This window comes from Pseudoalteromonas luteoviolacea (assembly GCF_021654285.1).
Taxonomy (GTDB): domain Bacteria; phylum Pseudomonadota; class Gammaproteobacteria; order Enterobacterales; family Alteromonadaceae; genus Pseudoalteromonas; species Pseudoalteromonas luteoviolacea_J.
The window spans coordinates 1-717 of sequence record NZ_JAKFZS010000101.1 but is presented as its reverse complement, the minus strand read 5'-3'; the positions used below and the strand labels follow the sequence as shown (position 1 = coordinate 717).

At 42.8% G+C, this 717-nt stretch carries 1 protein-coding gene; it reads left to right on the top strand.

The features are described 5' to 3' along the window. Positions 1–6 precede the first annotated feature (6 nt). On the top strand, positions 7–717 hold a 711-nt coding region (locus L1077_RS27190; protein ID WP_343222331.1), incomplete at its 3' end, for an AMP-binding protein.

Below are 717 nucleotides of genomic sequence, written 5' to 3'. Positions count from 1 at the left end.
AAAGCTTTGGCCAACCGAATACAGTGGATGGATAAAGTATATGGGTGCTTACCTAAGGATCGTATCTTACAAAAGACACCTTTTAGTTTTGATGTGTCTGTTTGGGAGTTTTTTTGGCCATTGACTCAAGGTGCCTCTTTAGTTTTGGCAAAAGCAGAAGGACACAAAGATCCTGCGTATTTGTGTGAGCTTATTCGTAATACGGGAGTAACTAAGCTGCACTTCGTACCTTCTATGTTGCATAACATGTTGAGTTTAGGTGAGTTGCAAACATGCTCTTCCATTACTCAAGTATTTTGTAGTGGAGAAGCACTACCGCCTGAAATGGTTGCTTTGTTTCGCAATAAAGGGATTCAGTCAGAGCTACACAATCTTTACGGCCCTACTGAAGCCGCAATAGATGTTACGTTTTGGGATTGTGCAGGTTATGACGAAAAGATGCTCAGTATTCCTATTGGCCATCCTATTCAAAACACGCAACTTTATGTGCTAGATGCACAACAGCAATTGCTGCCACCAGGCTTGACAGGGGAGCTGTATATTGGAGGCGTTGGCTTAGCTAGAGGTTACCTTAATAAGCCAGAATTGACGGCTGAGCGTTTTATCGTAAACCCTTTTTATGATAGTAATTCACCTAGCAGCAGCCCCCGCTTATATCGCACAGGTGATTTGGTACGTTATTTACCTGATGGCAGTCTCGCTTTTATAGGGCGTATG